17 protein-coding genes are annotated in these 25,985 nt (G+C 61.4%); 9 read left to right on the top strand and 8 right to left on the bottom strand.

What is annotated here, in order from left to right:
• The first annotated feature begins 7 nt into the window (after positions 1–7).
• From bcsB to ACQUTI_RS19745, 6 genes are all read left to right on the top strand, one after another.
• Positions 8–2,353 (top strand): cellulose biosynthesis cyclic di-GMP-binding regulatory protein BcsB, encoded by a 2,346-nt coding sequence (bcsB, locus tag ACQUTI_RS19770; RefSeq protein WP_032426090.1) that lies wholly within the window; start codon positions 8–10, stop codon positions 2,351–2,353.
• A gap of 3 nt (positions 2,354–2,356) precedes the next feature.
• Complete coding sequence (gene bcsZ / locus ACQUTI_RS19765) at positions 2,357–3,466, top strand: cellulose synthase complex periplasmic endoglucanase BcsZ (protein ID WP_138100122.1); 1,110 nt, start codon at positions 2,357–2,359, stop codon at positions 3,464–3,466.
• The gene (gene bcsC / locus ACQUTI_RS19760; RefSeq protein WP_254465591.1) at positions 3,448–6,927 is read left to right on the top strand and encodes a cellulose synthase complex outer membrane protein BcsC; all 3,480 of its coding nucleotides are present in this window, start codon (positions 3,448–3,450) and stop codon (positions 6,925–6,927) included. The genes bcsZ and bcsC overlap by 19 nt, the downstream gene beginning before the upstream one ends.
• A 243-nt stretch (positions 6,928–7,170) precedes the next feature.
• Positions 7,171–9,177: a biofilm formation regulator HmsP gene (gene hmsP, locus ACQUTI_RS19755; RefSeq protein WP_017900004.1), complete on the top strand. Its 2,007-nt coding sequence runs from the start codon at positions 7,171–7,173 to the stop codon at positions 9,175–9,177.
• 156 nt (positions 9,178–9,333) lie between these two features.
• Positions 9,334–10,620, top strand: coding sequence for a dicarboxylate/amino acid:cation symporter (locus ACQUTI_RS19750; RefSeq protein WP_004204966.1), 1,287 nt, complete (start codon positions 9,334–9,336; stop codon positions 10,618–10,620).
• A 219-nt stretch (positions 10,621–10,839) separates the two neighbouring features.
• Positions 10,840–12,351, top strand: a complete 1,512-nt coding sequence (locus tag ACQUTI_RS19745; RefSeq protein ID WP_004204964.1) for a M16 family metallopeptidase — start codon at positions 10,840–10,842, stop codon at positions 12,349–12,351.
• 54 nt (positions 12,352–12,405) lie between these two features.
• Here ACQUTI_RS19745 and ACQUTI_RS19740 read toward each other — a convergent pair whose 3' ends face one another.
• On the bottom strand, positions 12,406–13,335 hold the full coding sequence (locus ACQUTI_RS19740; RefSeq protein WP_004204963.1) for a sugar kinase: 930 nt from the start codon (positions 13,333–13,335) through the stop codon (positions 12,406–12,408).
• A gap of 194 nt (positions 13,336–13,529) precedes the next feature.
• Here ACQUTI_RS19740 and ACQUTI_RS19735 point away from each other — a divergent pair, with 194 nt between their 5' ends.
• A complete protein-coding gene (locus tag ACQUTI_RS19735) occupies positions 13,530–15,581 on the top strand; it encodes an AsmA family protein (protein WP_065878846.1) in 2,052 nt (683 codons plus the stop codon).
• A gap of 37 nt (positions 15,582–15,618) precedes the next feature.
• Here the strand turns inward: ACQUTI_RS19735 and ACQUTI_RS19730 are convergent, their stop codons facing one another.
• The 3 genes from ACQUTI_RS19730 to ACQUTI_RS19720 form a co-directional block, all read right to left on the bottom strand.
• On the bottom strand, positions 15,619–16,941 hold the full coding sequence (locus tag ACQUTI_RS19730) for an MFS transporter (protein ID WP_017900001.1): 1,323 nt from the start codon (positions 16,939–16,941) through the stop codon (positions 15,619–15,621).
• Between the two features lie 271 nt (positions 16,942–17,212).
• Positions 17,213–18,244, bottom strand: a complete 1,032-nt coding sequence (gene yhjD, locus ACQUTI_RS19725; RefSeq protein ID WP_004204960.1) for an inner membrane protein YhjD — start codon at positions 18,242–18,244, stop codon at positions 17,213–17,215.
• A gap of 106 nt (positions 18,245–18,350) precedes the next feature.
• Positions 18,351–19,250 carry a LysR family transcriptional regulator gene (locus ACQUTI_RS19720; RefSeq protein ID WP_428923346.1) on the bottom strand — a complete coding sequence of 300 codons (900 nt, stop codon included), beginning with the start codon at positions 19,248–19,250 and terminating at the stop codon, positions 18,351–18,353.
• 119 nt (positions 19,251–19,369) lie between these two features.
• Between ACQUTI_RS19720 and ACQUTI_RS19715 the strand changes: the two genes are divergently transcribed.
• Positions 19,370–20,128, top strand: a complete 759-nt coding sequence (locus ACQUTI_RS19715; RefSeq protein WP_049093088.1) for an SDR family NAD(P)-dependent oxidoreductase — start codon at positions 19,370–19,372, stop codon at positions 20,126–20,128.
• A gap of 34 nt (positions 20,129–20,162) precedes the next feature.
• Here the strand turns inward: ACQUTI_RS19715 and ACQUTI_RS19710 are convergent, their stop codons facing one another.
• The 3 genes from ACQUTI_RS19710 to ACQUTI_RS19700 form a co-directional block, all read right to left on the bottom strand.
• Positions 20,163–20,696, bottom strand: a complete 534-nt coding sequence (locus ACQUTI_RS19710; protein ID WP_049093087.1) for a GNAT family N-acetyltransferase — start codon at positions 20,694–20,696, stop codon at positions 20,163–20,165.
• Positions 20,697–20,762: 66 nt separating this feature from the next.
• The gene (locus ACQUTI_RS19705) at positions 20,763–22,415 is read right to left on the bottom strand and encodes an alpha,alpha-trehalase (RefSeq protein ID WP_017899998.1); all 1,653 of its coding nucleotides are present in this window, start codon (positions 22,413–22,415) and stop codon (positions 20,763–20,765) included.
• A 239-nt stretch (positions 22,416–22,654) separates the two neighbouring features.
• Positions 22,655–23,803, bottom strand: a complete 1,149-nt coding sequence (locus ACQUTI_RS19700; protein ID WP_114506304.1) for an iron-containing alcohol dehydrogenase — start codon at positions 23,801–23,803, stop codon at positions 22,655–22,657.
• 126 nt (positions 23,804–23,929) lie between these two features.
• Here ACQUTI_RS19700 and ACQUTI_RS19695 point away from each other — a divergent pair, with 126 nt between their 5' ends.
• Entirely contained in the window at positions 23,930–24,553 is a 624-nt protein-coding gene (locus ACQUTI_RS19695) for a glutathione S-transferase family protein (protein ID WP_023319290.1), read from the top strand.
• 53 nt (positions 24,554–24,606) lie between these two features.
• On the opposite strand, the gene gorA is transcribed toward ACQUTI_RS19695, so the two are convergent.
• The gene (gene gorA / locus ACQUTI_RS19690) at positions 24,607–25,959 is read right to left on the bottom strand and encodes a glutathione-disulfide reductase (RefSeq protein ID WP_122542129.1); all 1,353 of its coding nucleotides are present in this window, start codon (positions 25,957–25,959) and stop codon (positions 24,607–24,609) included.
• Between the last annotated feature and the right edge of the window lie 26 nt (positions 25,960–25,985).

The raw sequence follows: 25,985 nt of genomic DNA, 5'->3' as shown, positions 1-25,985 counted from the left end.
TAATGCGATGAAAAGAAAACTTTCCTGGATGTGTGCAGTAGCGGTGGGCATGTGCAGCTGGTATCCGCTGGCCTCTTACGCGGCGCCGGCCACCGTGGTGAATCCGGCCCCTGGCGTTCAGCCGCAGGCGGCCTCCCCGCTCGCGCCGGTGACGACAGGCGAGCCGACGGCAACCCTCGCCGAACCGACCGCTCCGGCGGTGGTCGCCGAGAACGTCCCGCAGCGGGAGGTGAAGCTGACCTTTGCCACCATCGCGCCGCCTCCGGGCAGCATTGTGCTGCGCGGCTCACGGCCTGACGCCTCGGTTGAATTCGGCATGCGTAGCGATGAGCTGGTCGCTAACGCGCTGCTCAATCTGGAATACACCCCGTCGCCCTCGCTGCTGCCCGTGCAGTCGCAGCTGAAAGTCTATCTCAACGATGAGCTGATGGGCGTCCTGCCCGTCACCAAAGAGCAGCTGGGGAAAAAGATCCGCGCGCAGCTGCCGATTGACCCGCTGTATATCACCGACTTCAACCGTATACGGCTGGAGTTTGTCGGCCACTACCGCGATGTCTGCGAAAACCCGGCCAGCAGCACGCTATGGCTGGACGTCGGGCGCGAAAGCTATCTGGATCTCACCTACCAGTCGCTGAAGGTGCATAACGATCTGTCGCACTTCCCGGTACCGTTCTACGATCCGCGCGACAACCGCCCGCTGACGCTGCCGATGATTTTCCCGGGCTCGCCGGCGGTGGCCCAGCAGCAGGCGGCGGCGATTATCGCTTCATGGTTCGGCAGCAAGGCCGGCTGGCGCGGCCAGCAGTTCCCGGTCTATTTCAACGAACTGCCGGATCGTAACGCCATTGTCTTCGCCACCAACGACAAGCGTCCGGATTTCCTGCGCGATCATCCGCCGGTCAACGCGCCGACCATCGAAATGATCGACAACCCGAACGATCCTTACGTCAAGCTGCTGGTTATTTTCGGCCGCGATGATAAAGACCTGCTGCTGGCGGCGAAGGGGATTGCCCAGGGCAATATTCTGTTCCGCGGCAGCAGCGTCACCGTGGACGGCATCAAAACCCTGCAGCCGCGGCAGCCATACGATGCGCCAAACTGGGTGCGCACCGACCGCTCGGTCACCTTTGCTGAGCTGAAAACCTATGAGCAACAGCTGCAGTCCAGCGGGCTGGTGCCGGATGCCATCACCGTGGCGCTTAACCTGCCGCCGGATCTCTATCTGCTGCGGGCCAACGGCATCGATATGGATCTGAAATATCGCTATACCATGCCGCCGGTGAAGGATAGCTCGCGGATGGATATCAGCCTTAACGACCAGTTCCTGCAGTCGTTCAGCCTTAACAGCTCGCAGGACGTGAACAAACTGATCCTGCGCCTGCCGGTGCTGCAGGGGCTGCTGGACGGCAAATCGGAGGTTACCATACCCGCGCTGCGTCTTGGGGCGGTGAACCAGCTGCGCTTTGACTTCCAGTACATGAACCCGATGCCCGGCGGCTCTATCGACAACTGTATTACCTTCCAGCCGGTGCAGAACCATGTGGTGATCGGCGACGATTCGACCATCGACTTCTCGAAGTATTATCACTTTATTGCTCTACCGGACCTGCGCGTCTTCGCCAATGCTGGCTTCCCTTACAGCCGTATGGCGGACCTCGCCGACACCCTGGTGGTGGTGCCGAAGGCGCCGACCCAGGGCCAGGTGGCGACGCTGCTGCAGGCGCTGGGCGGCATCGGTTCGCAGACCGGCCTGGCGGCGATTAATCTGCAAATGACTGACGATGGCAACCAGATCAAGAATAAAGATGCGGATCTGCTGCTGATCGGCGCGATCCCCTCGTCCCTCAAGGACGATACCAAAATCAACCTGCTGGTCGAGGCGACCAAAAGCTGGGTGAAAATGCCGATGCGTCATTACGACCTTGCGAGCATTTATCCCGATGACGAGGCCCGCACGCCCAACACCCGCACCGACATCACTTCTTCCGGACCGATGGCGGCGGTGATTGGCTTCCAGTCGCCCTACAACGATCAGCGCAGCGTGGTGGCCCTGCTGGCCGACAGCCCGCGCGGTAATGAACTGCTAACCAACGCCCTCAACGACAGTGGTAAGCGGGCGGCGATGTTTGGCTCGGTGGCGGTGATCCGCGAATCCGGCGTCAACAGCCTGCGGGTGGGCGATGTTTACTATGTCGGCCATCTGCCCTGGTTCGAGCGCATCTGGTTCGCGCTCTCTAACCACCCGATACTGCTGGCGATCTTCGCCGCGGTCAGTATCGTGCTGCTGGCGTGGGTGCTGTGGCGCATGCTGCGCATTATCAGCCGCCGCCGCCTTAGCCTGGATGATGAGTAAACCATGATGAAAGTACTTTGCGGCGCGGTGCTCTCCGCGCTGGTGCTGGCGGCGGGCCAGGCGAGCGCCGCCTGCCAGTGGCCCGCCTGGGAGCAGTTTAAGCAAGCCTACGTCAGCCCCGAGGGGCGGGTGATCGACCCCAGCGATGCGCGCAAAATTTCCACTTCCGAAGGACAGAGCTATGGCCTGTTCTTTGCCCTGGCGGCCAACGATCGCGCGGAGTTCGACAAGCTGCTGACCTGGACACAGAACAACCTGGCGGAGGGCGACCTGCGGCAGCATCTGCCGGGCTGGCTGTGGGGGAAAAAGGACGACGAGCAGTGGACGCTGCTGGACAGCAATTCGGCATCCGACTCAGATCTGTGGATAGCCTGGGCGCTGCTGGAGGCGGGGCGCCTGTGGCAGCAGCCGCAGTACACCGAGACCGGGAAAGCGCTGCTGGCGCGGATTGTCGATGAAGAGACGGTGGCGGTGCCGGGCCTTGGCACGATGCTGCTGCCGGGAAAAGTCGGTTTTGCCGATGACAGCGGCTGGCGGTTTAACCCCAGCTATCTTCCACCGCAGCTGGCCACCTATTTTGTGCGTTTTGGCGCGCCGTGGCCTGCCCTGCGCGATACTAACCTGCGTCTGCTGCTGGAGACCGCACCGAAAGGCTTTACCCCGGACTGGGTGCGCTATGAGAAAGGGAAAGGCTGGCAGCTGAAAACGGAGAAGCCGCCGATCGGCAGCTATGACGCGATTCGCGTCTACCTGTGGGTGGGCATGCTTCATGACGGCGATAAGCAGAAAGCGCGTCTGCTGGCCCGCTTTGCGCCGATGGCGGCGCAGACCGCGGAGCAGGGGGTACCGCCGGAGAAAGTGAATATCGCCACCGGCAAAACCAGCGGCCAGGGGCCGGTGGGCTTTTCCGCGGTGATGCTGCCGTTTTTACAGAACGACGAGGCCCGGTCGGTGCAACGGCAGCGCGTCGCCGATAACTATCCCGGCGCGGATGCCTACTACAGCGCGGTCCTGACGCTGTTTGGCCAGGGTTGGGATCAACACCGTTTTCGTTTCACTGCGGGTGGCGAATTACAACCTGACTGGAACCAGGAATGCGCAAGCTCTCACTAAGTTTACTCACGCTGTCCCTCGGCGTTGCGCTGCTGCCGTTAGCGCAGGCGACGACGACGCCCGCCCAGGAACATCTGCTGGAGCAGGTGCGCCTCGGCGAGGCCAGCAATCGTGAAGACCTGGTGCGCCAGTCGCTGTACCGTCTGGAGCTGATTGACCCCAACAACCCGGACCTGATTGCCGCGCGGATGCGCTATCTGCTGCGCCAGGGGGATGCCGCCGGGGCGCAAAAAGAGCTGGAGCGACTGACGAAGCTGGCGCCGGACTCCCCGGAGCTGAAGGCGTCGCGCAATGAGATGAAAAGCAACACCGGCGAGGGTCGTCAGGCGCTGCAGCAGGCGCGACTGCTGGGCGTGGCCGGGAAGGTCGATGAAGCCATCGCCGCCTACGAAAAGCTGTTCGGCGGCGTGCCGGATGATGTTGATGCCGCGATTGAATACTGGACGCTGGTGGCGCGCCTGCCGGCCCGTCATAGCGAAGGCGTCAGCCAGCTGAAAAAACTGAACGCCAGCGCGCCGGGCAACGTCAGCCTGCTCACGGCGCTGGCGAAGCAGATGTTTGCCGATAACAAACCGCAGGAAGGGTTCGCCTATCTGGCGGAAATGGCCCGCTCGGCCTCAGGACGCGGTATCGCCGCCGATATGTGGTACAGCGAGGTGAAAAGCATGCCGGTGAGCAAGGCCAGCGTGCAGGCGTTGCAGCAATTCCTGCTGCAGTTTCCTACCGGCTCGGTGGCGGCGAACGCCCGCGTCCTGCTCGACCAACAGCAGGCGCAGCTGCAGGATCCGACGTTCCGCGCCCGCTCGGAAGGGCTGGCGGCGATCAAATCCGGAAATACCTCGCAGGCGGTGGCGGATCTGCAGAAAGCCGTTCAGGCCGACAGCCGCGACAGCGATGCGGTGGGCGCCCTCGGCCAGGCCTATTCCCAGCGCGGCGACCGCGCGCGGGCGGTGGCCCAGCTCAATAAAGCGATTGCCATGGATCCCGACAGCCCGAATCGCGGCAAATGGGACAGCCTGCTGCAAACCAACCGCTACTGGCTGCTGATCAAGCAGGGGGATAACGCCCTGAAGGCCGGTAAGCTTGCGCAGGCGCAGAATTATTATGCCCAGGCGCAGCGGGTCGATCGGACCGACAGCTATGCCGTGCTGGGGCTGGGCGACGTCGCGGCGGCGCGCAAAGAGTCGGCGGCGGCGGAGCGCTATTATCAGCAGGCGTTGCGCCTGGATCGCGGCAATAACCTGGCGGTGCGCGGCCTGGCCAACCTCTATCGCGCCGAATCGCCCGAGAAAGCCAGCGCCTGGATCGCCGGCCTTCCTGCTGCCCAGCGGCGCAGTATTGATGATATCGAGCGCAGCCTGACCAACGACCGGCTGGAGAAACAGGCGCAGGCCCTGGAGAGCCAGGGCAACTGGGCGCAGGCGGCGGAAGTCCAGCGTCGGCGCCTGGCGCTCGATCCGGACAGCGTGTGGATCACCTATCGTCTGGCGCGGGATCTGGTCAGCGCCGGCGAACGCCAGCAAGCCGATGCGCTGATGCGGGCGATGGTCAACCGCCAGCCGCAGGATGCTGAACGGATATACGCCTCGGGGCTGTACCTGTCGGGGAACGACCAGGACGATCTGGCGCTGGCGCAAATCGCCACCCTGCCGCGCAACGCGTGGACGGATAACATCCGTGAACTGGAGGCGCGTCTGCAAAGCGACCGGGTGCTGCGCCAGGCGAACCAATTGCGCGACAGCGGCGAGGAAGCGCAGGCGATCGCCCTCATCAAACAGCAGCCGGCCTCGGTACGCTATGACCTGACGCTGGCCGACTGGGCGCAGCAGCGCGGCGACAACCAGACGGCGATTGCCGACTATCAGCGGGTGCTGCGTCAGGAAGCCGACAACGGCGATGCGCGCCTCGGCCTTGCGGAAGTCTACCTGGCCGAGGGGGATAAACCGGCCGCCCGGGCGCAGGTCATGCAGCTGAAAGGCGCAGAGGCCGAATCCATGAATATGCAGCGGCGGGTCGCCCTGGCGCGAGCTGGCCTTGGCGATACCGCTGACGCCCAACGGATTTTTAACCAGATTGTGCCGCAGGCGAAGGCGCAGCCGCCCTCGATGGAGAGCGCGCTGGTGCTGCGCGATGCCGCGCGCTTTGCCACCCGGAACGGGGAGCCGCAGCAGGCGCTGACTCACTACCGGGAGGCGATGGTGGCCTCCGGCATCACCCCCGCGCAGCCGCAGGATAACGATACCTTTACCCGGCTGACGCGCAACGACAGCCGGGATGACTGGCTGAAGCGCGGGATCCGCAGCGATGCCGCCGACCTTTATCGCCAGCAGGATCTGAACGTCACCCTGGAACATGACTTCTGGGGATCCAGCGGCACCGGCGGCTATTCCGATCTGAAGGCGCATACCACCATGCTGCAGGTGGATGCCCCGCTAGCGGATGGCCGGATGTTCTTCCGCACCGACCTGGTCAATATGGATGCCGGCAGCTTTTCCACCCACAGCGACGGGAGCTACTCGCCCAGCTGGGGCACCTGCGGGGAGATCGCCTGCACCAGCGGTAGTAAAAATCAGACCGACAGCGGGGCCAGCGTGGCGGTCGGCTGGCAGAACGACACCTGGAGCGGGGATATCGGCACCACGCCGATGGGCTTCAATGTCGTCGATGTGGTCGGCGGCCTGAGCTACAGCAGCGACGTCGGGCCAGTGGGGTACACGGTCAACGTCCACCGGCGGCCCATCTCCAGCTCGCTGCTCTCCTTCGGCGGGCAGAAAGACAGCAACAGCCATACCGGCACCACCTGGGGCGGTGTTCGCGCCGACGGCGGCGGTGTGAGCCTCAGCTATGACCGGGGCGAAGCGCACGGGATCTGGTCCTCGCTGGGGGCCGACTCGCTGACCGGTAAAAACGTGGCGGATAACTGGCGCGTGCGCTGGATGACCGGCTACTACTACAAGGTGATTAACGAGAATAATCGTCGCGTCACCGTCGGCCTCAACAATATGATCTGGCACTACGACAAAGATCTCAGCGGCTACACCCTCGGCCAGGGCGGCTATTACAGCCCGCAGGAGTACCTCTCTTTCGCCGTGCCGGTGACCTGGCGTCAGCGCACGGAGAACTGGTCCTGGGAACTCGGCGGGTCGGTGTCATGGTCCCATTCGCGTACCCAAACGCAGGCCCGCTATCCGCTGCTGAACCTGATCCCGTCCGACTACCGGCAGCGCGCCAGCGAACTGACGGAGCAGGGCAGCAGCAGCCAGGGATTCGGTTACACCGCCAGAGCGCTGGTGGAGCGGCGGGTGACCAGCAACTGGTTCGTTGGCGCCGCGGTCGATATTCAGCAGGCGAAGGATTATACCCCAAGCCATGCGCTGCTTTACGTCCGCTACTCGGCGGCAGGCTGGCAGGGGGATCTGGATATGCCGCCCCAGCCGCTGGTGCCTTACGCCGACTGGTAGCAGAATAGGCTGAATTACGTCACAGAGCGCCACTCCACGGCGCGCTTCGCGTATACTCGTGAGGCGTTGCCCACCGTCGGCCGCCGGGGAGGTCTCTCCGGCGTCTGCGTCACCGCGCGGAAATATCCCGTCACTTCATCCCTCGCGGGCGTGGGCGAAGGATTTGAGTATATAATCAGCCTGAAACGACCGGGATTGAAGGATTGATACCGGGTATGCATTCAGTATCAGTGGAGAACACCGTTGCGCGTCAGCCGTTCACTTACAATCAAACAGATGGCGATGGTCGCGAGCGTGTCCATGGCCTTTGTATTGGTTTTTTGCACTATTTTGCTGTTTCACTTTGTGCAACAGAGTCGCTTTACCACGGCCACGCAGTTAGAAAGTATCGCGCGATCCGTTCGCGAACCGCTGTCGGCGGCTATTCTGAAAGCCGATATTCCGGAAGCGGAAGCTATTTTAAGCCGTATCCAGCCTGCTGGCATCGTCAGCCGGGCGGATGTGGTCTTGCCCAACCAGTTCCAGGCGTTACGGATGCGGTTTATCCCCGAGCGGTCGGTGCCGGTGACCATCACCCGGCTGTTTGAGCTGCCGGTGCAGATTTCGCTGCCCATTTATTCGCTGGAGCGGCCGGCCAACCCGCAGCCGCTGGCCTATCTGGTGCTGCAGGCCGATTCCTATCGCATGTATAAATTCGTCATGAGCGCCCTTGCCACGTTAGTGACTGCTTACTTACTTCTGGTGCTGATGTTGACGGTGGCGCTCACCTGGTGCATCAACCGGCTGATGGTTCGCCCTCTGCGGCGTATCGCCCGCGAGCTGAACGATCTCTCCCAGCAGGAGCGTCTTGGGCATCAGCTGACCCTCCCGCGCCTGCACCATGACGACGAGATCGGCATGCTGGTGCGCAGCTATAACCGCAACCAGCAGAGCCTGGTGCGCCAGCATGATGAGCTGTCCATCCAGTCGACCCGCTTCCCGGTCTCCGAGCTGCCGAATAAAGCCTTTTTGCTGGCGATGCTGGAGCAGACGGTGGCCCGCCCGCAGAGCGCCGCGCTGATCGTCGTCGCCTGTGAAACCCTGCAGGACGCCGCCGGCGTGCTCAAGGAGAGCCAGCGCGAAATGCTGCTCCTGACGCTGGTGGAGAAGCTGCGCGCCGCGATCCCGCCGCAGATGGTGCTGGCTCAGGTGAGCGGCTATGACTTCGCCATTCTCGCCGATGGCCTCGCCGAATCCTGGCAGGCGGTGACGTTAAGTAAGCAAGTGCTCACTATTATTAATGAACGTTTGCCGCTGCATGGTCTGCAGCTGCGACCCTACGCCAGCGTCGGGATCGCTATGTTCCACCCCGGCCTCAGCGCCGAACAGTTTTACCGGCGCGCGGTGTCAGCCGCCGTCACCGCAAGACGCAAAGGTAAAAACCAGATTGAGTTCTTCGATCCCGAGCAGATGGAAAAGGCTCAGCGTCGCTTGATGGAAGAGCACGATATAATGACCGCCCTCGACAACCAGCAGTTCGCTATCTGGCTGCAGCCGCAGGTGGCCTGCGCCAGCGGCGAGATCTGCGGCGCCGAGGTGCTGCTGCGTCAGCGGCAGGCGGATGGCAGCTGGTCGCTACCGCCGGCGCTGATTGAGCGCATTGAGTCCTGCGGGCTGATTATCCCGGTCGGCTACTGGGTGATGGAAGAGGCCTGCCGCCAGCTGGCGGCCTGGCAAAGCCAGGGGATTATGCTGCCGCTGTCGGTCAATGTTTCGCTGCTTCAGCTGCTGGAGCACGATCGCGGCGAGGAGATGCTGAAGCTGATCGCCCGCTACCGCATCGCGCCGGGTACCTTAATCCTCGAGGTGACGGAGAGCTGCCGGATGGACGATCCGCAGGACGTGATGGCGCGGTTGCGGCCTCTGCGCGAGGCCGGGGTACGTATTGCGCTGGATGATTTTGGCATGGGTTACGCCGGGTTGCACCAGCTGCAGCAGATGAAGGCCCTGCCGGTGGATATCCTGAAAATCGATAAGGTATTCATCGATATGCTGCCGGAGGATGTCAGCATGGTGCCGGCGATGATCCAGCTCGCGCGCGGCCTGTCGCTACGTATCGTGGCGGAAGGGGTGGAGAACGAGGCCCAGTACCGCTGGTTGCAAGCCGCCGGCGTCGAGGTGCTCCAGGGCCATCTGTTCGGTTGCGCTTTACCGCAGGAGGCGTTCAGCGCGCGCTATCTCTCCCCGGTCCGGGAGGATGCAAATTTGTAAATGTTTTGTTGACTTGTGCGAGTCAGCTCAAAGATTTTAACAATTGCGTTGCACTTTCGGCGTTAGTTATTTCTGAAATGTTTCCAGGGTGTTATTTTTAAGCCACAGACGTCAAATATCCCTTCTTGCTCTGTGGTTATTCCCAAAGGACACCCTATGAAAACCTCTATCTTTAAAAGCCTCTATGTCCAGGTTCTGACGGCCATAGCGATCGGTATTCTGCTGGGCCATTTTTACCCGGAACTGGGCGCGCAAATGAAACCCTTCGGCGACGCCTTCGTTAAGCTGATTAAAATGGTGATTGCTCCGGTTATCTTCTGTACCGTCGTGACGGGGATCGCCGGGATGGAGAGCATGAAAGCCGTTGGCCGTACCGGGGCGGTAGCGCTACTCTATTTCGAAGTGGTCAGCACCATCGCGCTGATTATCGGTCTGATTATCGTCAACGTGGTGCAGCCGGGGGCCGGGATGAACGTCGACCCGTCGACGCTCGATGCGAAAGCGGTGGCGGTGTACGCTGAGCAGGCGAAAGACCAGGGGGTGGTGGCCTTTTTACTGGATGTGATCCCGGGCAGCGTCATTGGCGCCTTCGCCAGCGGCAACATCCTGCAGGTTCTGCTGTTCGCCGTTCTGTTTGGCTTTGCCCTGCATCGTCTGGGCAGCAAGGGCCAGCTGATTTTCAACGTCATTGAAAGTTTCTCGCAGGTCATCTTCGGCATCATCAATATGATCATGCGCCTGGCGCCGATCGGCGCCTTCGGGGCCATGGCCTTCACCATCGGTAAATATGGCGTCGGCACCCTGGTGCAGCTGGGGCAGCTGATCATCTGCTTCTATATCACCTGTATCCTGTTCGTGGTGCTGGTGCTGGGGAGCATCGCCCGGGCCACCGGCTTCAGCATCTTTAAATTTATCCGCTATATCCGTGAAGAGCTGCTGATCGTGCTGGGGACCTCCTCATCCGAATCGGCGCTGCCGCGCATGCTCGACAAGATGGAGAAGCTCGGCTGTCGTAAGTCGGTGGTGGGCCTGGTGATCCCGACCGGCTATTCGTTTAACCTCGACGGCACCTCTATCTATCTGACGATGGCGGCGGTGTTTATCGCCCAGGCGACCAACAGCCATATGGATATTTTCCATCAAATCACCCTGCTGGTGGTGCTGCTGCTCTCCTCGAAAGGGGCGGCGGGAGTGACCGGGAGCGGCTTCATCGTGCTGGCGGCGACCATCTCGGCGGTTGGGCATTTACCGGTCGCTGGCCTGGCGCTGATCCTCGGTATCGACCGCTTTATGTCCGAAGCCCGCGCTTTGACTAACCTGGTCGGTAACGGCGTCGCCACGGTGGTGGTGGCAAAATGGGTGAAAGAACTCGATGCCAAACAGATGGATGATGTGCTGAATAACCGTGTTCCCGCGAACAAAACGCACGAATTATCCTCTTAAATCCTCCTCTTAGGCCCGTACTCCCTTGCTGGAGTACGGGCTCCTGCGCATAATTAGAGGTCATTTCCGCCCTGCGGGAATGACACGAAATGATTATTTTACGTTGTCATGCGACATTTTCGTCTCCGTGTGGTCTAACCGACGTATTTCACTCTCACTTTTTTCGGCAGCCCGTCAGTGGGATGCTGTTGTAACCAGGAATGTTCATCAGGGGTTCACATGCAGGGCACAACAATTAAACTCTTAACGGGCGGTTTGCTGATGGTAGCGGCGGCCGGTTATGTGCAGGCAGAAGCGCTCCAGCCTGATCCGGCCTGGCAACAAGGGACCTTAGCGAATGGGTTGTCGTGGCAGGTGCTGGCCACGCCGCAGCGTCCCAGCGACCGTATCGAAGTCCGTCTGTCCGTGAATATTGGCTCGCTGAGCGAAAGCACTCAGCAGAGCGGTTTCAGCCGTTTTATTCCCCGTCTGGCGTTGACGCAAAGCGGCAGCCTGCCGACGATGCAGGCGCGCTCGCTGTGGCAGCAGAGTATTGACCCGAAGCGTCCTCTGCCGCCGGCCATCGTCTCCTACGATTACACGATGTTTAATCTCAGCCTGCCGAATAACCGCAACGATCTGCTGAAAGAGGCGCTGAGCTGGCTGGCGGACGCCAGCGGTAAACTGACCATTACGCCTGAATCGATCAATCACGCGCTGCAGGGCAGCGACATGGTGGCGACCTGGCCGCTGGATACCAAAGAGGGCTGGTGGCGCTATCGCCTGAAGGGCTCCACCATGCTGGGCCACGATCCCGCCGCGCCGCTGAAGCAGCCGATCGACGTGGCGCAGCTGAAAGACTTTTATCAAAAATGGTACACCCCCGACGCCATGACGCTGATCGTGGTGGGTAACGTCGACAGCCGCAGCGTCGCTGAGCAAATCAGCAAGACCTTTGGCGATCTGAAGGGTAAGCGGGAAACGCCGGCGGCGGTGCCGACCTTATCGCCGCTGCCCACCGTGCCGGTCAGCATCATGACCAGCGCCGTGCGCCAGGACAAACTGTCCATCATGTGGGACGCCCCCTGGCAGCCGATCCGCGACTCCGCAGCGCTGCAGCGCTACTGGCGCGACGACCTCGCCCGCGAAGCGCTGTTCTGGCACGTGCAGCAGAGCCTGAGCAAAAATAACGTCAAGGATATTGGGCTTGGTTTCGACTGCCGGGTGCTCTATCAGCGCGCGCAGTGCGCCATCAACATCGAATCGCCGGGCGAGCGCCTGAATAACAACCTGAGCGTGGTTTCGCGCGAATTGGCGAAAGTGCGCGACAACGGCCTGCCGCAGGAGGAGTTTGACGCGCTTATCGCCCAGAAAAGCCTCGAGCTGCAGAAGCTGTTTGCCACCTATGCGCGCACCGATACCGACATTCTGATGAGCCAGCGCATGCGCTCCCTGCAAAATCAGGTGGTGGATATCGCGCCGGAGCAGTACCAGAAGCTGCGTCAGGAGTTCCTCAACTCCCTGACGGTGGACATGCTGAACCAGTACCTGCGTCAGCAACTCTCTCAGGATATGGCGCTGGTGTTACAGCAGCCGAAAGGCGAACCGGAATACAACATGAAGGAGCTGCAGGCCACGTGGGAAAAACTGATGGCGCCGAGTCCGGCGAGTCCGGCGGCCGCAGCGACCAGCGGCAGCGCCGATACGGTTGACGCCCACAGCGAGGCCAGCGACATCCCGTCGGGGCAGTAACCTGACGCCTCTCCGGCGCGCCAGCGGCGGCCGGAGAGCGCTTACAGGTGAGGATTATTGCGGCATCGCTTCCCGCGGGATGATCGCCCCGCGATACTGGATCACCGTGCTGGCGGTCAGATGTCCGCGTCTGGCGGCGGATTCAGCATCGCCGCCGGTCAGGCGAACGGCCAGATAGCCGGCGCTGAAGGAGTCGCCGGCGGCGGTGGTATCCACCACCTTCTCTTTGGCCAGCTTGACGGCCGGCACTTCCCGCAGCGGTTGCCCGCTAACCGAGACCAGGCAGGCATCCGCTCCGCGCTTCACCACCACCTCTTCCACGCCGGCGGCGTGGGTGCGGGCGATCACCTCGGCGACCGGTTTTTCCCCCCACAGCGCGTCTTCATCGTCGAGGGTCAGAAACGCGATATCGGTGCAGGCGAGCATCTCCTGATAAACCTGCTGCGTCTCCGCCTGGCTGGCCCACAGGCGCGGGCGATAGTTGTTGTCGAAGATCACCTTGCCGCCGTTGGCGCGGCACTCACGCAGCAGCGTGAACAACGTTGCACGACTGACCGGGCTGAGAATGGCGAGGCTGATACCGCTCAGATAGAGATAGTCGAAAGTGGCCAGCTCTTCGCAAATCGCCGCTGCGCGATCGCTCTCCAGCCAGAATTTTGCCGCCGCCTCGTTGCGCCAGTAGTAGAAGGTGCGCTCGCCGGCGTCATCGGTTTCAATGTAATACAGCCCCGGCAGGCGGTCGGCCATCCGCTGGATAAGATCGATGTTGACGTTTTCCTGCTGCCAGCTGTCGAGCATCTGCTGGCTGAACGCATCGGTTCCCAGCGCGGTGACGTAGTGGACGCTCAGCGCGCTGGCATCTGTCTGCCGCGCGATATAGACCGAAGTGTTTAAGGTATCGCCGCCAAAGCCGCGGTTAACGGCCCCGTTCTTCTCTGACAGCTCAATCATGCATTCGCCAATGACGGCAATTTTTTTAGACATAGCCAGAACCTGCAATGGAATCGATATAAGCGCTAGTGTGCGCTGCGCTGTTTTGCTGGTCAATCATATTAAAACATCGTTCCATTATTTTTTTGACCTGACGCGCGTAATGTGACGAAAAGCGCATTTCCAGGAGAAACGCCGCTTTTTGACTATATTCAGGACTGACGTGATGCAAAAGGAGCGGAGTAGGGATGAGCAGAACCCGTAAAACGTTGGTAATCATCACAGGAACGATACTGTTGCTGATCGTTCTCTTCTTTATCGTGCTGGCCACCTTTGACTGGAACCGGCTGAAGCCGACGATCAATCAGAAAGTGTCTGCCGAGCTGAACCGCCCGTTCGCCATCCGCGGCGATCTCGGCGTGGTCTGGGAGCGTCAGCCGGAGGAGCGCGGCTGGCGCAGCTGGATCCCGTGGCCCCATGTGCACGCGGAGGATATCGTGCTGGGCAATCCGCCGGCCATTCCCCAGGTGACCATGATCCACCTGCCGCGGGTGGAGGCGACCCTCGCCCCGCTGGCGCTGCTGAGCAAAACGGTGTATCTGCCGTGGATCAAGCTGGAACGGCCCGACGTGCGGCTGATCCGCCTGGCGGAAGACAACAATAACTGGACCTTTCAGCTGGCTGGCGATCGGCGTGCCGCGGGGGACAGCGCCCCCTCCAGCTGGTCTTTCCGCCTTGATAATATTCTTTTCGACCGCGGGACTATCGCCATCGATGACAAGGTTACCCGCAGCGATATCACCATCCTCATCGATCCTCTCGGCAAACCGCTGCCGTTCAGCGAAGTCACCGGCACGCAGGATCGGCAGAGCGCGGCGAAACCAGGCGACTATGTCTTTGGTCTTTCGCTGAAGGGCCGCTACAAGGGCCAGCCGGTCACCGGCAACGGTAAAATCGGCGGCATGCTGGCCCTGCGCAGCGCAAGCACGCCTTTCCCGCTGCAGGGCGACTTCCGCTCCGGCAATACGCGGGTGGCGTTTAGCGGCACGGTCAGCGACCCGCTCAACGTCGGTGGCATTGACCTGCGGCTGAAATTCGCCGGCGATTCGCTGCGCGACCTCTACGACCTGACCGGCGTGCTGCTGCCGGAGACGCCGTCGTTCTCCACCGACGGCCACCTGCGCGCCGACTTTAAGCAGAAAAACCGCATGCGCTTTGACTATCAGGATTTTAACGGCCGGATCGGCGATAGCGACATTCATGGCTCCCTGACCTATACCACTGGCAAACCGCGACCGAAGCTCAGCGGCGACATGGAGTCGAAGCAGCTGCGGCTGGCGGATCTCGGGCCGTTAATCGGCGTCGACTCCGGCAAAGGGACGAAGAAAGGCGCTGCGCGCCAGGCGGGCGACCGACCGCAGCCGGCGGGTAAAGTGTTGCCGGCGGACCGCTTTGAAACCGATAAATGGCAGGTGATGGATGCCGATGTGCGCTTTAAGGGCCGGAGAATCGAGCACGGCGGCACGCTGCCGATCAGCGATCTGGCGACCCACGTGATCCTGGAGGATGGCGACCTGCGCCTGCAGCCGGTGCGTTTTGGCCTGGCCAACGGGTCGATTGCCGGTAGCGTGCACCTGCAGGGCGATAAAAAGCCGCTGCAGGGTGAGGCCAATCTGCAGGCGCGGCGCCTGAAGCTGAAGGCGCTGATGCCGAACGTCGAGATGATGCAGAAAACCCTCGGCGAGATGAATGGCGACGTTCAGCTGCGCGGCAGCGGCAACTCGGTGGCGGCCCTGCTCGGCAACAGCAACGGCAACCTGAAGCTGCTGATGAACGACGGCCTGATCAGTCGCAACCTGATGGAAATTCTCGGCCTTAACGTTGGCAACTACCTGATCGGCCAGATTTTTGGCGATGAGGAGGTTCGGGTGAACTGCGCGGCGGCCAATATCGACGTGACCAACGGCGTCGCCCGGCCGCAGATTTTTGCCTTCGATACGGAAAACGCGCTGATCAATGTAACCGGGACCGCCAGCTTCGCCTCCGAGCAGCTGGACCTGACCATCGATCCGGAAAGCAAAGGCTTCCGGGTGATCACCCTGCGTTCCCCGCTGTATGTTCGCGGCACCTTTAAATCGCCGCAGGCGGGGGTGAAGGCCGGGCCGCTGATTGTCCGCGGCGCGGTAGCGGCGGCGCTGGCCACCCTGGTGACCCCGGCTGCCGCGCTGCTGGCGCTGGTTTCTCCGGCGGAGGGCGATAGCAACCAGTGCCGGACCATTTTGTCGCAGATGAAAAAGTAGGAGAGCGCCCTGACGCCAGCGGCGTCAGGGCGAAGGATCATAACGACTGGTGGCGGGTCTCGTGGGTCAGCAGCAGGGCGATCAGCGTCAGCGCCGCCATCGCCGCCAGATAGGTGCCGACCGCCGCGAGGCCATAGTTGCCCTGCAGCCAGGCGGCAATGTACGGCGCCACCGAGGCGCCGAGGATCGACGACACGTTATAGGAGAACGATGCCCCGGTGTAACGCACTTCCGTCGGGAACAGCTCCGGCAGCAGCGCGCCCATCGGGCCAAAGGTCAGTCCCATCAGGCTTAAGCCCAGCAGCAGGAAGGCGAAGACCAGCAGCGGATTGCCGGAGCCCAGCAGCGGTTTAAAGGCGAACAGGGCGAACAAAATAATCATCGTGGTGATGATAATCATGCTCTTACGACGACCAAAGGCATCCGCCAGCAGGCCGGCGATCGGCACCATCACGCCAAAGCCAATCACTGCCATCATCAGCATCCACAGCACTTCGTTACGCGGCAGGCCCAGGCCATTCGGCGCCGCGCCGGTGCTGAAGGTCATCGAGTAGACGGTCATGATGTAGAACAGGGTATAGGTTGCCAGCATGATGAAGGTGCCCAGCACCGTCACGCGAACGTGTTTGGTCAACAGGGTACCCAGCGGGATTTTGACCTGTTTTTTTGCCGCCGCCACTTTGGCGAAGACCGGGGTCTCATGCAGCGAAACGCGAACATAAAGACCGATGATCACCAGCACCGCGGAGAAGATAAACGGCACACGCCAGCCCCACTCCATAAACTGCTGATCGGTTAACAGCCAGGAGAGCAGCAGGAAGGTGCCGTTGGCGAAGAAGAAGCCGATCGGCGCGCCCAGCTGCGGGAAGGAGCCGTACAGGGCGCGCTTGCGCGCCGGGGCGTTTTCCGTAGCCAGCAGCGCCGCGCCGCCCCATTCCCCTCCGAGGCCAAGTCCCTGACCGAAGCGCGCCAGCGCCAGCAGCATCGGCGCGACAATGCCAATGCTTTCATAGCCGGGCAGCAGGCCGATCACCACGGTGGAGATCCCCATGGTTAACAGCGAAGCCACCAGGGTAACCTTGCGGCCGACGCGATCGCCGAAGTGGCCAAACAGCGCGGAGCCGATTGGCCGGGCGACGAAGGCGATGGCGAAGGTGGCCAGCGATTGCAGGGTGGCCGCGGCGGCATCGCCCTGCGGGAAGAAGATATGCGGGAAGACGATGACCGCGGCAGTGGCATAAATGTAGAAGTCGAAAAACTCAATGGCGGTGCCAATGAGCGAGGCGACAACGACTTTATTGCGTGAGTTGACCGGGGCGGTTTCCTGCGTGTTTTCGAGTGTGGTGGCTGTGGCTTGCATAGATCTTTCTTATTTTTGCGCGAACGAAAAGCCATATAGCCACAGCCACAGGGACATTTCAATCTGTAACAAACGAAGAGAATGAGCAAAAAAGCGGCAAAAAGCGGATAATTTTTACGCCAGAAAAAATAGTTCTATGAAATGCTTCACACAATTAAAAGGATAGAGAATAAAACCAGTTTTTCGTTAAATAAAAGTTACGCGCTGGATTTATCTGCTGAAATCAAGCGCGAGGATGAATTTTGCCTCTTTTATTCATCCTCGCAATACGTCAGCGGTGGGTTTTGCCCGGCATCCGTCGGTCGTCTTTATACTCCGCGGTGGCGATCCACGCGGCGCAGAACAGCGTCAGGCGGGCAAAGAAATAGAAAAAGGCCATCAGCCCGAGCACCGATCCGAACGCCGCCCCGGAGGGGGATTTCACCAGCGCCGGCAGCGTCCAGGTCATGACGATTTTGATGATTTCAAAGCCAATCGCCGCGATAAGCGTGCCGCGAAACAGGGCCTTGCGCCGCGGACGATGGCGCGGCAGCCGCCAGAAGATCCAGAAAAAGAGCAGATAGTTGGCAAAAATAGAGATGGCGAGACCGATCAGCCGCCAGGCGGGTTTCAGCCATTCAATATTGTCCAGATACAGCGCGGAGATAATCAACTGCTGGGCGGAACCGGCGACAGAGGTGATCGACAGCGTAATAATCAGCGCCACCAGCAGACCGATCAGCGAGATAAGATCGCGGAAGTATTTTATCCAGATTTTCTCCTCGTCCTGCGGCCGGCGCTCCCAGACGTCGCGTGACTGAGCGCGGATCGCTTCGCGCAGGTTGCCCATCCAGTTAATACCGGAATAGAGCGCCACCAGCAGGCCGACCACACCGACGGCGGTGCGCTGCTGCACCGCGGTGTTGATGGTGTTTTTCAGCGTCGCCGCCAGCGTCGGGTCGCTGACGTTTTGCAGAATTTTGTCGAAAATGTCCTGCAGCAGGGTCGGATGCCAGGCCAGCACGAAGCCGGCGGCGGCAAATGAGACCATCAGGATCGGGATCATCGACAGGAACGAGAAATAGGTGATGGCCGCGCCGAACTGATTGCCCAGCCGGTCGTTGAAGCGCTCTGCGGCGCGTAGCAGGTGGGCGATCACCGGGTTGCGCTGCACTTTAGCCGCCGTTCCGGTGACGGTCTTCAGCGCCTGGCTGGCTTTTTGGCCGACGGCCGTGTCATTGAGGGCGTCGAGGGGGCTTTTGCTTTTCTCCGGCTGCGTGTCCGGTTCCTGTGGTGGGCGTCGATCGTCGTTTTCCGGCGTCATACGTAATTTCTTCCTTTTTTACCGCGAGATTCAGCAAAAAGTATACCTTAAATGCCGTATCCTGCAGGAACGCATCTGCCCGCCCCCCGTTCACCCTCCGCGCGGATCAATCGACGTAATCTTTCATCAGCCCGCCCAGCCACTCCATAAACAGATGCACGCGGCGGGAGAGATTGCGCCGGTGCGGGTAGATAAGCGAGACCGGCAGCGGCTCAGCGCGGTACTGGGGCAGGATCTCGATCAGTTCGCCGGCGCGTAACGCCTCGCGCACGCCGGTGCGCGGCACCTGAATAATTCCCAGCCCGGCGATACAGGCCGCCTGATAGGTTTCCGTGCTGTTGACCGTCAATATGCCGCCGCTTTTTACCCAGCGCATGGCGCCGTCGATCACCACCTCGAAGCCGGAAGGACGGACCCCGAGAGTGCTGGCGTAGTGGATCAGGGCATGATCCGCCAGATCCTCCAGGGATTGCGGGTAGCCAAAACGGGCCAGGTAGTCCGGACTGGCGCAGTTAATTTGCGTCAGCTTGCCCAGCGGGCGGGCGATAAGCCCGGAGTCTTTGAGCGCGCCGACGCGCACCACGCAGTCAAACCCCTCGCGGATCACGTCCACCAGCCGGTCGCTGCTGCTCAGCTCCAGTTCGATGCCCGGATACTGCTGCAAAAAAGTCGGCAGATGCGGGATAACCAGCTTTTTGGCAAAACCGACCGGCATATCCACCCGCAGCCGGCCGCTGATGCTCGCCGGATCGTGCTGGAACATCCCGTCCAGTTCGTCGAGGTTGCTCAGCAGATCCTTTGCCCGCTCGTAGTAGACCATCCCATCCTGGGTGAGTTGAACCCGACGGGTGGTACGGTGCAGGAGCCGCACGCCAAGATGGCTTTCCAGGGCCTGAATCTGCCGCGAGACGCTGCCTTTCGGCAGCGCCAGGGTCTCGGCGGCGCGGGAGAAGCTCTCCAGATCCGCTACGCGAATGAATAACTGCATTGCATGAATTTTATCCATGCTCATGGCCTATTGTTGTTGTGAATGAAACAGTAAAACGTAATGTAGCGTATTTATTGTTTTACTGGCAGTTAATAAGCTAGAACACAATCACAACGCAACCTGAAAGGGGTCTTCTGATGACACAACGTATCGCTTTAGTGACCGGCGGCAGCCGTGGCCTGGGTAAAAACGCCGCGTTGAAGCTGGCGGCAAAGGGAACCGACATTCTTCTGACCTATCACAGCAACCGCCAGGCGGCTCTCGATGTGGTGGCGGAGATTGAGCAAAAAGGGGGTAAGGCGGCAGCATTGGCGCTGAACGTCGGCGATTCCTCAACATTCGACGCCTTTGCCAGCGAGGTGGCGCAGGTGCTGGCGCAGAAGTGGGGACGCACTACCTTTGATTATTTACTGAACAACGCTGGGATCGGCCTCAACGTCCCCTTCGCCGAGACCAGTGAAGCGCAGTTTGACGAGCTGATGAACATCCAGTTCAAAGGGCCGTTTTTTCTGACCCAGCGGCTGCTGCCCCTCCTGCAGGACGGGGGGCGGATCCTTAATGTCTCCAGCGGCCTGGCGCGCTTTGCCCTGCCGGGCTATGCGGCCTACGCCGCGATGAAGGGGGCGATGGAGGTCCTGACCCGCTATCAGGCGAAAGAGCTGGGCGGACGGGGGATATCGGTGAACATCATCGCGCCGGGGGCCATTGAGACCGATTTTGGCGGCGGGGAGGTGCGTGATAACGCCGAGGTGAATCGGCATATCGCCGCCCAGACCGCGCTGGGGCGCGTCGGGCTACCGGATGATATCGGCGACGCCATCGCCGCCCTGCTCAGCGATGAGCTGGCGTGGATGAACGCGCAGCGTGTGGAAGTCTCGGGAGGGATGTTCCTCTGAACCCCGCTGTCGTCAGACCGTGAGCGGCGGCGCGCTAGGGCGCATCGCCCTCCGCGCGCAGCCGACCGAACAGCCAGTCGTTGTGCCAGCGTCCGTTGAGCCAGTAGTTCTCCCGCAGCTCCCCCTCCAGCCGGAACCCGGCTTTGAGCAGTAACTGCTTAGACGCCTCGTTGCCGGCGGTGACGGTGGCGGTCAGGCGGCGGACGCCGCCGGTGGTGAAGGCGTAGTCGCACAGCGCGCGCAGCGATTCGTAGCCGTAGCCCCGGCCCTGCGCCGTCGGGGCGAAGAGAAAGCCGACCTCGGCTATGTCGCGCTGATGATGTAGGTAACCGGTGAGGCCGAGCGGGGTATGGGTCAGCCTGTCGCGCACCACCAGGCACAGCCAGTGTGCATCCCCGGGCGTCCACGGCGGCAGCCGCGAATCGAACGCCTCGCGGATGGCCGCCTGCGGCCGGGGGTCGGCCACATAGAGCATGACCTGCGGATCCTGCTGCAGGGAAAGAAAAAACGACCAGTCGTCCAGCTGCAGCGGTGAGCAGCGCAGGCGCGGCGTCAGAAGTTCAGGCATAAGCGTCATTCCGGGCAGGGCGAATCCCCTGAACATAGCAGGAGAAGGCCGCCGGGAACAGCCCGACTAGGTTGGCTCACCGTACAGGCCAATCAGCCGGCGCACCACGCCGTTGGTCCAGCCGAAGCCATCCTGCAGGGGATACTCCCCGCCGCCGCCCTCATGCGGCACGCCGGTGGCGATGTGGTATTTCTCAATCAGCTTGTGGTGCTGCTTGTAGAAGTGGTTGACCGTCTGCAGCCAGCTCCAGGCGATCTCATCTCCCAACGGATCCTGACCGTAGCGTTTAAATCCCTGCACCGCCATCCACTGCAGCGGCGCCCAGCCGTTGGGTTTATCCCACTGCTCGCCGCTTTCGTATTCGGTGGCCATGATCCCTCCGGGGGTGAGCAGGCGGGCCCGCACCGCATCGGCAAGGCGTTCCGCCTGTTCGTGGGTCGCCAGGCCGACGTAAAGGGTGACAATGCTGGCGGCGGAAAACAGCGCCAGCTGTTCGCGGCGCCAGTCATAATCGCGAAAACAGCCGTTCTCATCGTCCCACAGGTAGCGGTTAACCGCCGCCCGCCGATCCTGAGCCTTCTGGCGGAAGGCTGCTTCCGTCTCGCGATCGCCCTTCAGCCCGGAGAGGTTGGCGATGGTCGTCTCCAGCTTGAACAGGAAGGCGTTCAGGTCGATGGGGATAAACTGCGTGGTACGGATACTGGCCAGCCGCGTGATATCCCGCAGCCAGCGGCTGGAGTAGTCCCAGCCGGACGCGGCGCCCGCCCGCAGATCGCGGTAGACTTCATTAGCCGGCCGTCCCGAGTGGCGGGCGGTCTCCACGTCCTCGCGCCACGATTCATCCCGCGGCGTGTCCCGATCGTCCCAGTAGCGATTGAGCAGGGAGCCATCCGGCATGCGCACCACGTGCCGATACGCCTGATGCGGGATCAGCGACTCGGCGCCGTCCATCCAGAAGGCGTGCTCCATCTTCAGATGATCCAGATAGCGCTTCGCGCCGCGCACGCCGTCCTCTTCAAAAAGTTCGACCATCAGGGCGAACACCGGTGGCTGCGAGCGGCTGAGGTAGTAGGTGCGGTTGCCGTTCGGAATATGACCGTAGGTTTCAATCAGCCAGGCGAAGTTATCGGCCATGCATTTCAGCAGATCTTCCCGGCCGCTCTCCGCCAGCCCCAGCATGGTGAAATAAGAGTCCCAGTAATAGGTTTCGCTAAAGCGGCCGCCGGGGACGATATAGGCCTGCGGCAGCGCCAGCAGCGACGACCAGGGGATATGATCCTGAGGCTCGCGGGTCAGCACCGGCCACAGCTTATCGATGTGCTCTTTCAGCGTCAGGTTGGGGTCGGAGGTGTAAACGTCGGTCTGGCTCTCCGGCAGCCAGAAGTTGTCCTCAACGAACTGCCGTAGATCGAAATCGGGCTGACGTTTGACCTTCCGGTAGTTCCGCAGGATGTCCAGCGGGTCGTGCTTCGGCGCGCAGTCGGGAAACGTTTTGCTGTCGGCAAAAATGCGTGATTTCTGCACGTTGGTAAACAGCTCAAGATAGCGATCCGCCGGGGTGAGGGCGTCAGACGCCGGAAGCCCCTCGATCACCTCAGGCTCCGGTTCAGCGTCAATCATCTCATCCAGCTTTAATTCGTACGGATCGGCTTCGTAGCAGGGATCGATGTCGATCCTTAACTCGTCGTCTTCAACGTGGCGTAATTTCTGGCTGAACATAGCGATACGGACCTCCGGATAGCGTGAGTTCGCGGCCGGGCGTACCCGGCCTTGTCTTTTAAGCGTAGACAGTCGCTTCGGTGAGTGTGAAGCAAACTGTGCGTTAGATCACGCTTTTTCGCCTGCAGGGGACGCCGTGATTTTTAAGTAACGCCTTGATAAATCATTAATAAGTCCGCGCTTGGGCGAAGATAAAATTCGGAGCATTCATTATGCAACAAAATTTTATCCCGGGGCGCTCACTCCCACGCCGCCTCCAGCATCTCCAGCAGCTGTTCGCTGCTCAGGCTGACCGGATTGGCCTTCATCGATGAGGAGGTGCTGGCGGCCAGCGCCGCCGGCTCCAGCGCGTCGCGCGCCACGCCGAGGTCGCGTAGGGTGCCGAGACCGGCGCGAAGGCTCCATTCCCGCAGACTGTCCCAGACCCGATCCGCCGGAACCTCCAGCCCGTCGGCCAGCCAGCGGCGAACGTCGTTGAAGCGCTGGCGCAGGGCGGGGTCGTTTATCTGCGACTCGTTCAGCGCCAGCCCAAACGGCAGCAGGCTGCCGCACAGGGCACCATGCGAGGCGCGGCTCAGGCCGCCCAGCGGGCCGGCGAGGCCGTGGATCACCCCCAGCCCGGCGTTGGCCAGCGCCAGTCCGCCGCACAGGCTGACCCAGGCCATCTCGTCGCGGCTGGCCGGGCACTCTTTTTCCATCAGAACCTTCAGCGCGCGGATACCCCGCGGGATCGCCTGTTGACAGAGGGCGTCGGTGAAAGGGGTAGCCCGGCTGCAGAGCCACGGCTCTATCACCTGGGTCAGGGCGTCAAGGCCGGAGCTCAGGGTGATACTCCGCGGCGCGTTGTCGGTTAGCGCCGGGTCGACAATCGCCAGGTCAGGCAGCATCCGGTCGTCGCGCAGGCTCACCTTCCGCTGCTGTTCCGGAACGTTGATCACCGCATTTTTGGTAACCTCCGCGCCCGTCCCGGCGGTGGTGGGGATCGCCACGAACGGCAGGGGACTGGCTTCCAGCTGACGGCCCGTTCCCACCACCTCCAGATAGTCGATCACCGGGCCGGTGGCGGGGACCAGCGCCGCAATCGCCTTACCGGCGTCAATCACCGCGCCGCCGCCGAGGCTGACCACCGCCCTGATCCCTTTTTCGCGCGCCAGCTGGACGCCCTGCTCAATATCGCTAAGCCAGGGTTCGCGACTTATCGCCAGCGTCGTGACTGCAAGCTGCAGCGCCTCCAGCTGCTGGCGGAGAAACGCCGCCCGCTGCGGGCTGGCGCCATGCACCAGCAGAATGGGACCACCCTGCTGCGCCAGCCAGGGGGCGGCGCTCTGGGCCTGACCGCGACCAAAACGAATATTGGCGGGCATCAAAACGGTAAAAGGGGTCAACATGTCGGGTTCCTTTTCGGCAAACAGGCTGGAATCAACTATACACATTATCCAGCGCTCTGCCTTGTTGCTGGCTGGCAATAGAGTAGAGTGAATGAACTGTCTTTTATGGCTGAGGAATCGCTGACGATGCTAACAATTCTGGGCAAACGCTCTTCAATCAATGTACGGAAAGTGCTGTGGACCTGCGAGGAGATCGGGCTGGCGTACCAGCAGGAGGATTACGGCAGCGGGTTTAAGCCCCTGGACACCCCTGAATTTCAGCGCCTGAATCCTAACAGCCTGGTGCCGGTGCTGCTGGACGATGACTTTGTGCTCTGGGAGTCGAACAGCATCTGCCGCTATCTGGCGCGGAAAGCGGAGCGCTGGGATCTGCTGCCCGCTGAGCCGCAGCCCGCCGCCGAGGTGGAGCACTGGATGGACTGGCAGGCGACCGAGTTCAATAATGCCTGGCGCCATGCCTTTATGGGGCTGGTGCGTAAAGATCCTCGCTTTCAGGATCCGGCGGCGATTAAAGAGAGCATTGCCACCTGGACCCACTGTGTGCGCATTGTCGAGGCGCAGTTGCAGCGTACCGGGGCGTGGATAGCCGGCGAGCGCTTCACCCTGGCCGATATCGTGCTGGGGCTGTCGGTGCATCGCTGGAAGATGACGCCCTTTGCGCATCCGGAAATGCCGGCCGTGGAGCGCTGGTATATGGCGCTCAATCAGCGCCCGGCGTTTATGCGCCATGGCAATAACGGCGTGGCCTGAGCATAAAAAAAGAAGCCCCTCAGGGCTTCTTTTTATCATCCGGCGCTCGCGTGTTAGCGCATGGTGACGAACTCTTCTGCCGCCGTCGGGTGAATAGCGACGGTATTGTCGAAGTCTTTTTTGGTAGCGCCCATCTTCAACGCCACCGCAAAGCCCTGCAGCATCTCATCCATTCCGAAGCCGATGCCGTGGATGCCGACAATCTTCTCTTCCGGGCCAACGCACACCAGCTTCATGCGGCACGGCTGGCGGTGCGAGGTGACGGCGGTGTACATCGCGGTGAAGGAGGATTTGTAGACCTTCACCGCGTCGTCGCCATACTGCTCGCGCGCCTGCGGCTCGGTTAAGCCGACGGTGCCGATAGGCGGGTGGCTGAAGACCACGGTCGGAATATTGTTGTAGTCCAGATGCTCTTCCGGCTTGTTGTTAAACAAGCGTTCGGAGAGGCGACGGCCTGCGGCCACGGCCACCGGGGTCAGTTCGACGGCGCCAGTGTTATCGCCCACGGCGTAGATGCCCGGCACGTTGGTGTTCTGGAATTTATCAACGATGATGTACCCTTTATCGTTGGTTTTAACGCCCGTTGCCGCCAGATTGAAGTTGTCGGTCGCCGGTTCGCGGCCAATCGCCCAGATCAGGCAGTCAACGGTCTGGCTGCGGCCATCTTCCAGCTCGAGGGTCAGGCTACCGTCGGCATGCTTCACCACCGCTTTCGGGATGGCGTTGGTATGCAGCTGCGGACCTTCGGCGTTCATCACTTCCACCAGCGTTTCGACGATCAGCGGATCGAAGCTGCGCAGCGGCGCGTGCTTACGCACGAACAGGTGGGTCTCAGCGCCGAGGCCGTTAATCACCCCCGCCAGTTCAACGGCGATGTAGCCCGCGCCGACCACCGCCACGCGCTTCGGCAGCGCCGGCAGTTCGAAGAAACCGTCGGAATCAATACCGTATTCCACGCCCGGAATGTTCGGGTGGCTCGGACGGCCGCCGGTGGCGATCAGGATATGATCGGCGGTAATGGTCTCGCCGTTCACTTCCACGGTGTGGGCATCGACAAAGCGCGCAAACCCTTTGATCACGTCGACGTTATTCTTACCCAGCACGTTGTCGTAGGAGGTATGAATGCGGTCGATATAGGCGCTGCGGCTGGCGACCAGCTTCTCCCAGTCGAAATGGTTGATGGTGGTATCGAAACCGTAGTCCGGGCCGTAAAGATGAATGGCTTCGCGGATCTGCGCCGCATGCCACATCACTTTTTTCGGCACGCAGCCGACGTTGACGCAGGTGCCGCCCAGCGCTTTGGCTTCAATCAGCGCGCACTTCTGGCCGTACATGGCCGCACGGTTAATCGAGGCGATACCGCCGCTACCGCCGCCGATGGCGAGGTAATCATAATGTTTGCTCATGCCCATATGTCCTTAATCGTTGATTG

The sequence above is a fragment of the Klebsiella sp. 7-CIP_Kleb. genome (assembly GCF_050378655.1).
GTDB classification, from domain to species: Bacteria; Pseudomonadota; Gammaproteobacteria; order Enterobacterales; family Enterobacteriaceae; genus Klebsiella; species Klebsiella quasipneumoniae.
Note: the sequence above shows the minus strand (reverse complement) of the source record. Positions and strands in the feature narration are given on the sequence as shown.